Source organism: Roseobacter cerasinus, assembly GCF_009811755.1.
Lineage (GTDB): Bacteria > Pseudomonadota > Alphaproteobacteria > Rhodobacterales > Rhodobacteraceae > Roseobacter > Roseobacter cerasinus.
This window is the reverse complement of record NZ_BLIV01000011.1, coordinates 97,817-106,054: the sequence shown is the minus strand read 5'-3', so window position 1 is coordinate 106,054 and position 8,238 is coordinate 97,817. Positions and strand designations below refer to the sequence as shown.

The 8,238-nt window shown below is 59.6% G+C and carries 6 protein-coding genes; 3 read left to right on the top strand and 3 right to left on the bottom strand.

Going from position 1 to position 8,238, the window contains the following annotated elements:
- On the top strand, positions 1-1,331 hold a 1,331-nt coding region (locus So717_RS20880; protein ID WP_238841147.1), incomplete at its 5' end, for an ABC transporter ATP-binding protein.
- Here the strand turns inward: So717_RS20880 and So717_RS20875 are convergent.
- The 3 genes from So717_RS20875 to So717_RS20865 all read right to left on the bottom strand — a co-directional run bounded on the left by So717_RS20875 (position 1,328) and on the right by So717_RS20865 (position 5,511).
- Positions 1,328-2,866 carry an ABC transporter permease gene (locus tag So717_RS20875; RefSeq protein WP_238841145.1) on the bottom strand — a complete coding sequence of 513 codons (1,539 nt, stop codon included), beginning with the start codon at positions 2,864-2,866 and terminating at the stop codon, positions 1,328-1,330. The genes So717_RS20880 and So717_RS20875 overlap by 4 nt on opposite strands.
- Positions 2,867-3,018: 152 nt before the next feature.
- On the bottom strand, positions 3,019-3,999 hold the full coding sequence (locus So717_RS20870) for an ABC transporter substrate-binding protein (RefSeq protein ID WP_159980972.1): 981 nt from the start codon (positions 3,997-3,999) through the stop codon (positions 3,019-3,021).
- A 498-nt stretch (positions 4,000-4,497) separates the two neighbouring features.
- Positions 4,498-5,511: a LacI family DNA-binding transcriptional regulator gene (locus So717_RS20865; RefSeq protein WP_238841143.1), complete on the bottom strand. Its 1,014-nt coding sequence runs from the start codon at positions 5,509-5,511 to the stop codon at positions 4,498-4,500.
- Positions 5,512-5,633: 122 nt separating this feature from the next.
- Between So717_RS20865 and So717_RS20860 the strand changes: the two genes are divergently transcribed.
- Positions 5,634-7,163 carry a sugar ABC transporter ATP-binding protein gene (locus So717_RS20860; protein ID WP_159980942.1) on the top strand — a complete coding sequence of 510 codons (1,530 nt, stop codon included), beginning with the start codon at positions 5,634-5,636 and terminating at the stop codon, positions 7,161-7,163.
- A complete protein-coding gene (locus So717_RS20855; protein ID WP_159980939.1) occupies positions 7,150-8,226 on the top strand; it encodes an ABC transporter permease in 1,077 nt (358 codons plus the stop codon). Before So717_RS20860 ends, So717_RS20855 begins: the two co-directional genes overlap by 14 nt.
- The last annotated feature ends 12 nt before the right edge of the window (positions 8,227-8,238 follow it).

Here is an 8,238-nt window from a genome sequence, read left to right as displayed (position 1 = left end):
TTGCCAATATCGATACCAATCGACATCAGTTCATCAAAATCTGTCTTCGCCATGCTACTTCTCCAGTTTGCAGAAATAGGCAGAGCCTACCGTGCTGGGTGAAGCAGCCGGTACATCCCATTAGCGGACCTGCGGTCTGTCGTTCGATTTCTGCGGGCGCAGCCCGCATTGAAGGCCTTCCTTCTTCTTGCCGCAATAGTCAGCCAGGCAATCGCGATTTGCAAACGCTGCCAACGAAAAGAACGCTTCACGCCAGCTTCGAGGCTGCTAACGATGGAATGCAAAGTACCGAAGTAGATGAACCCAAGGGTGAAATCGGAATGAGCATACGCATCGCTGAATTGAGCAAGACATTCTCAAACCATAGGGCCATCAACGACCTGACGTTTGAAGTGCCTAAAAATGCGTTTTTTTGCGTTGTCGGCGCATCCGGCTGTGGAAAAAGCACGCTCTTGCGACTGATTGCCGGACTGGAAACGCCTGATACGGGCCGGATCGACCTTTCGGATCGCGAGGTCTTTGGGACAGGTGTGAATGTCCCCCCCGAAGACAGAAAGGTTGGCGTTGTCTTTCAATCCTACGCCCTTTGGCCACATATGAGCGTCGCCAAAAACGTTGCATTCCCATACGAGGCGCAGGGGGTCTCGGCAACCCACGCCGCCGAGCGCACGGCCGAACATCTTGAACGGGTTGCACTGACCGAACTTGCTGGCCGTAGACCCGAGGCATTGTCGGGCGGACAGCGTCAACGGGTGGCGCTGGCGCGGTGCCTCGCGAGCGATGCGCGAACGATCTTGATGGATGAACCTCTAGCCAACCTCGACCCGCATTTGCGCGGAACCATGGAGGGTGAGCTTCGAGCCTTCCACGATCGCTCAGAAGTGACGACGCTCTACATCACGCATGATCAACGCGAAGCGATGGCGCTTGCAGATGTCATGGCTGTGATGGATCAGGGCCGATTTCTACAACTCGGCACACCCCAAGACATATATGATCGCCCCGCGACCGAAAAAGTCGCGCGATTTATCGGCAGAGGCACGGTTTTCGAGGCGGACATTCGCGGCTCCGAAGCGTCTTTCCAAGGGCAGATTTTTCCTGTTTCAGGGCCGGCCAGCGGCCGCGTTTTCATCCGCCCGGAGCGGGTTTCCATAGCCGACGACGGAATACCGGCGAAAATCTCGACCGCACATTATCGTGGCGGTTTTTGGGAGGCGGAGGCGTTGATAGACGGCGTGGATGCGTCGGTTCAGCTGAACCTCGCTCACCCGGCACACGCTGGAGACCATGTTGCGTTGCGCTTCACGGGTGGGTGGGGGCTTCCCGACTAAAGGCGCCAGGGCACGACACCCGGCGGAGCGCGCCGCCCTGCCCAGTCCAGCAAGGCCATCAGCAGGATCGTGGCGATGATCGTAACGGCCGCCATGGCAGACGCCAGCGTGGTGTATCCGCCGTCCTCATAGTTGAAAATGGTCGTGCCGATGGTCTCGTTTCCGCTGGACCACAAAAGCGCGGATACGGTGACCTCATTGTAAGCTGTCAGGAAAACCAGAATGCCCCCGGATGCCGCAGCCGGTGCAATAAGCGGGATGGTAATGTGCGTCATCCGGCGATAGAACCCGGCGCCCGAAACTCGGGCGGCTTCGTCAAGGCTTTGGTCGAGTTGCAGGGTCGCCGCCGTCACCGGCTTTAGCGCGATTGAGAAAAAGGCGCAAAGATAGGCGAGCAGAATGATTGTCAAAGTATTGTAGATCGACACGTCGACCAGCGGCAACGGCCTGATAAAGGCGAGAATGAACGCAACCGAGATTACAAGGCCCGGAATTGCATAGGTCATTTCAGCCAGCGCCGTCATCAACGTGCCAACGCGCCTGACGGCTCTGTTCTGCGCTGCTGCGTAGCGCGCAACAAAAATGGCAAAGATAGCAAGGATACCGGCAGCGACCGCGGCGACGATTGTTGAGTTCATAAACGCCCGCGCTGTCACGGACTGCCGGAACAGGATCTCGGCAAAGTTCGCGAACGTCACCGTCTCGAAAGTCAGAGGCACGCCATAAGTCGGAACAAGGGCGGTCGCAAACAGCGCGGTGACCGGCAACATCAGCGTTGCCATGATCGCCAGCGCCAATCCTGTCTCGACAACTGGCCGGATCCGGCCAAGCCGAATATCAAGAGGCGGTTGAGGCGGCCCGATCAGCGCGTTTCGCCGTCGCGAGGCGAGCCACATTTGAAACACCACTGCCGCAACGGCGATGACGGCAACCAGGCCGGCAATTACGGCCATGTCGGTGAGAACCGTCGGGCCAAAGCTCGCGAGCCGCTGCCAGATCAGAACCGGTAGCGTCGTATACCGCGCGGGAATACCCAACAATGCCGGGATGCCGAAGTTCCCCAGTGCCGAAACGAAGGCAAGGGCATAGCCAGCAATGAGCGTCGGCGCGAGAAGCGGCAAAATGATCCGCATCAGAAGCCGCGCCGGTTTGGCTCCCGCGACCCGGGCGGCGTCCGACATCTCCCGGGGCAAACTGCGCAGCGCGGCCAAGACGACCAGAAAAACAAGCGGTGCGTGTTGTATGCCAAGAAGGATGATCACGCCTTCGCGCGAATACAGGGGGTGCGTCGAGCCGATTTCCGGCGCTAAGCCGATTGCTTGCAGCAGAGCTGATGACGGGCCGAGCGCCTGCACCCAGGCGATGGCCGTCACATGCGGCGGCACCATCATCGGTATCAGTAAAAGAAAGGTCACAGGGCCCTTCATCCTGACATCGGTTAACCCGAGGACCAGCGCGGTCGCGGTTCCTCCAACAAGAGCGATAAATGCGGAAAGGACCGAGCTTTCAAATGAGTTCCAGATGGCACGCGGCACAGATCGGCCATCAAGCGCCGAAAGAAACGCCTCCAATCCTTCGCCAATGGCGACACAGGCCAGCAACCCCAGCGGAAGGACAAAAAGCGCGGCACAGATCAAAATAAGGGCGGCGAAGGTGACCCCCTCGCCGCCCAAACATCGTTTCAACATCAGCCGCCAAAAATATTGATGAAGCGCGCTTTGTTGTCCTGATCGTTGGCAAGGGCCGCCGCCGGATCAAAATCAAGGAGCTTGATATCGCTCAACGCGGGGAAACCGTGGGGCGGTGCGATCTCGGGATGTGCAGGAAGATACCCCATATCCGAGGCCAATTGTTGGCCTTCAGGTGAGATGAGGAAATCCACGAAAGCCTTTGCTGCGGTCGGATTCTGTGCGGTCGACAGGATCGCAACTGGCTCGGTCACGGCAGATACGCCTTCCTCTGGGAACACGAACTCGACCGGTGCACCCTCCAGTTTGTTCCGGATCGGCAAGAAGTCGACCACAAACCCGTAGAGTTTTTCACCCCCGGCAATCGCTTTATACGTGCCGCCGTTGCCACCCTGGGGATTGGCGCCCTGCGCTGCCAGCCCTTCGTAGAACTCCCAGCCCAGATCGGGATGCGAGGTGATGGCTGACATGTGAATGGTCGCAGCGCCCGAGGTCAGCGGCGATGGCATGGCCAGCTTGTCCTTCGCGTCTTCGCCAAGAAGATCCGCATAAGACGTCGGCACCATCGGGGCAGATGTGTTGTAGACGATGCCGGTTGTGATCAGCTTGGTCGAGAAATAGTGCTTCTCGGCGTCCATCAGAGCTGAAGCATACGCGGAAACGTCGGCATCTGGATGTGGCATCAGCCGACCTTCGGCCTCAAGCCCTTCCATGGTGACCATATCCGCGATCAGAAGAACATCAGGCTGCGGCGCGTCGGCCTCAAATTCGGCTCGCAGCTTTGCCATAACCTTTGTGGTCCCATCTCTGATCCACTCGACCTCTACATCAGGATATTTGGCTTTGAACGCGTCGACCGTCTGTTGTGCGTCGGCGTTTGGCTGAGACGTGTACAGGACCAGTTTCCCCGAGACATCGGCAGCGAAAGCAGCGGTTGTGAAGGCGGTCGCAGCTGCAGCAGCAAAGAAGCGTCTAAACATAGATGACCTCTGTTCATTGAATTTAATAATTTTAAGAAGGCTAACGCGCCAATGTGACAGGTAAATGTCTGGACAACGAACTGAGCGCCGGTTTTTGTGCGATAAAGACGCGTCAGAACTATGCGATCCATAACCAGAAACCAGAAGATGCGCGCGCCCTTGGCCCATCAAACAATTGCGGACTAACGAGTCGCTGCGCGCTAGGTGTAAACGCCGGGAACCGTTTGTGTCTTGCGACCCACAGGAGACATCCAACAGAAGATCCGGATGCTGCGTCGCCGCCCGCATGGCCGCCATTCACTGCAAGCGAATCATCTGAAGCTGATCAGACTCGCGGTTTGCGGAGATAGCGGGCCTTCGATTTTAGATTTACGCTCGCTTCCTCGCCATGCCAATTCCCCCTCTCGCGGCCAATGTAGCGGCCCAATTTTAAGGGGGAAATACACCGGAGGCTTGCGCGGGTGGTGGTCTGCCGATCCACGACAGCCGGGCGACAGATCAAATGGTCTCACCCGGCACAAACCGGAAGTCGATGGACGTGACCTCCTCGACAGGTTTGCCCTTGATTGCCGCCAAGATTGAATCGGCGGCCTTCTGCCCCAGCTTGAGGTGCGCCACATGCATCGTGGTCAACCGCTGCGGCAGGATGGCCGAAATCGGCAGATCCCCCCAGCCCGCGATGCCCAGATCCCCCGGCACACTCAGCCCGCGAGACTGCGCGAACATCAACCCTCCCGCCGCCATATTGTCGTTCTGATAATAGATCGCATCGAGGTCAGCGGTGCGGCTCAGCATCTGCTCCGTGGCATAATATCCACCATAGAATCCGGGCGTGTCCTTGAGAACATAAGTGTCCTCGACCGTGCCACCGCCATCCTGAATAGCCGATTGCCAGCCCTGAAACCGGCTTTTGGCCGAATGCGCGGTATCGTGATGCGTGCCGATATAGGCCATTGTGCGATGGCCCCGCTCGACCATGAACCGGCCCATGGCATAGCCGCTGTCATAGTGATTGATGCCGACGCTGAGGTCGAGCGGTGATGTGTTCAGATCCCACAGTTCGACCACGGGCACATCCGCCTGGCGCAGCAGTTTGCGCCCCTGTTCGGAGTGGTTGCGCCCGGTCACGATCAGCCCGGCCGGGCGCCATTGCAGCACCCGCTCGATCCAGCTGTCGACCGAGGCGGTATCATATTGCGAGACGCAGAGAACCGCTTGATATCCCGATGAATTCAGGCGCCGCTCAATCCCTTCAAGGACCTGGGCAAAGACCTCGTTTCCAAGATCGGGAATGGAGACACCCACAAAGGTCGAGCTGCTGTGAGACGAGAAAGCCACCGCCATCCGGTCATGCATGTAGCCCAGCCGGTGCACCTCGGCCATGACCCGGTCGCGGGTCTCTTCCGAGAACCCCTTGCCATTGTTCAGCACGCGCGAGGCGGTCATCTTGGACACCCCCGCGGCCTCTGCCACTTCGGCCAGCTTGACGCGCGCACGTTTTCGAGAGCTCACAAATCCTCGCAGAGTTACCTGTAACTTTTCTATTGACACCACCTCGTGTCTGGAAGCAGCTTAGGAAAACGATACCGGTAACTCAACTGAAATGATCGGAATCGTTTAAGGGAGGATTTTAGGTGTCGAAAGCCGTTTTGGACGGGCTGGTATTTGACCGCATTTCGAAGCATTTCGGCGGCAATTACGCGTTGAAGGAGGTCTCCTTGCGCGTGGCCCGTGGCGAAATCGTCGCGTTGCTCGGCGAGAACGGCGCCGGGAAATCCACCTTGATCAAGACACTGGGTGGCATCCACACCGCAGACAGCGGCGAGGTGCGCATCGATGGCGAGCCGTATCAGCACGCCCCGGGCAGCTTTGGCGAGCGGCAGCGCGTGGCTTTCATTCACCAGGACCTTGGTCTTATCGAATGGATGACGGTCGCCGAGAACATGGCACTGTCCTTGGGCTTTGCCCGCAAGACCGGCCTCGTCAGCTGGCGCGGTGTTGACCGCTTCGCCCGCGAGGCGCTGGACCGCGTGGGCTGTGAGTTTGATCCCACGACGCGGGTGTCGAACCTCTCCCGGACGGAAAAGTCGCTTGTGGCCATCGCACGCGCATTGGCTGTGGAAAGTGACTTTCTGGTTCTCGACGAGCCGACCGCGTCGCTCCCCGCCGATGAGGTCGACGGGCTGTTCAAGGCCATTCGACCGCTGAAAGATCGCGGCGTCGGCATGATCTATGTGTCTCACCGCCTGGATGAGGTGTTCAGCATCTCCGACCGTGTCGCGGTGCTGCGCGATGGTGAGATGGTGGGTATGCGTGACACGCAGCACACCACGGCGGAAGAGTTGGTGCACATGATCGTGGGTCGAAAGACACGCGCGGTGCTCAAGCCGGATGTGCTGCCCGGAAAGCGTGTGGCCGAAGTCACGTCTCTGGCCTGCGAAGGCGTGGGGCCGGTTGACCTGGAGCTGTTTCAGGGGGAAATCCTGGGCCTTGTCGGCCTGCGTGGGGCAGGGCACGAAGCCGTGGCCCGGGCCCTCTTCGGGTCTGAGCCTTTTGTGGGCGACGTGCAGGTCGATGGCGCCGTGCCGGATCTGTCCTCGCCCAAGGCGGCCATGGAGGCGGGTATCGGACTCGTTGCCCGCGACCGGACGGAAGAATCGGTCGCAGGTTCGCTTTCGATCCGGGAGAATACGTTCCTCAATCCCGCCGCCTTCAAGCGCGGGTTCTGGGCGCCGCAAACCGTGAAATCCGAAGCGGCGAAAGCGGCTGAGATCGGCGCGGCGTTGAACCTGTCGCCCAATGATCCTGAATTGAACGTCGAGGCGCTCTCTGGGGGCAATCAGCAGAAAGTTGTCGTGGGCCGCTGGTTGGCCACCAACCGCAAGCTGTTGATCCTCGAAGACCCGACGGCTGGCGTCGACGTGGGCGCCAAGGCCGAGATCTATACGCTGATCCAGCGTGCCGTGCGTGAAGGGGTTGGCGTGATCGTCGTCTCCACCGATTTCGAAGAGGTCGCAGCGGTCTGCACGCGCGCCCTGATCTTCAGCCAGGGCAGCATCGTCGACGAGCTGTCCGATCATCGCCTGAACACCGAACAACTGATTCAGTCCGCATCGGCGGGCAATATCACGAACCAAACGGAACACGCGCATGCAGTCCATTGAATCGAATGCACTTGAACCCACCAAGGCGGAGTTGCGGGGCCTTTCCGGTGCTGCGCGGCTGCTGCGCCTGATCCCGGTTTATGGCCTTGTCATGCTGACGGTGGGGCTGATCCTGCTGTTCAGCGTGCTTTTGCCAGATACTTTCCCGACGATGCTCAACCTGCGCTCAATCCTGGCGGATAAGGCGATCATCGCGATCCTGTCGCTGGCGGCGATGATCCCGATGGTGACGGGCAAGATTGACCTGACCGTGGGCTACGGCATCGTGCTCTGGCACATCCTGGTGATCAGCCTGCAGGTGGCGGGGGTGCCCTGGCCGATTGCGTGCATTCTGATCCTCTTCGCGGGGGCTTTTGTCGGCTTTCTCAATGGGTTGCTGGTCGAAGTTGCCAAGATTGACAGCTTTATTGCGACGCTGGGCACCGGTACGGTGATCTATGCGCTGGCCCTCTGGCACACGGGCGGGCGGCAGGTCGTGGCGCAGCTAGAACCGGGGTTCTACAAGCTCAGCACGACCTTTGTCTTTGGGCTGCCGATCACAGCATACTACGTGCTGGCGCTTGCGATCCTGCTGTGGCTGCTGCTCGAATACCTGCCGTTGGGCCGCTACATGTATGCCATCGGCGCCAACGCCAAGGCGGCCACGCTGAACGGCATTCCCGTCGCGCGGTACACCATGCTGGCTTTCATGGCCTCGGGCGCGCTGTCGGCGCTGGCGGGCGTGCTACTGGCCTCGAAACTGCGGATCGGGCAGGCCAGCGTGGGACTTGAGTTCCTGCTGCCCGCGCTTGTGGGCGCTTTCCTTGGATCGACCACCATCAAACCGGGGCGTGTGAACGTCTGGGGCACGATCATTGGTGTGATCATCCTGGCAGTCGGCATTTCGGGCATTCAACAATTTGGCGGCTCCTTCTGGGTGGAGCCCATGTTCAACGGTGTGACGCTGCTCGTCGCCATCGGCATCGCGGGGCTCGCGCAGCGCCGCAAGGCCGCGGTGCAGTTCGGCGTCACACAAGCAGCGGCTCCTGAGGCGCCGCCTGCGCCAAAATCTTCAGAAACCTGACACTGATATGGG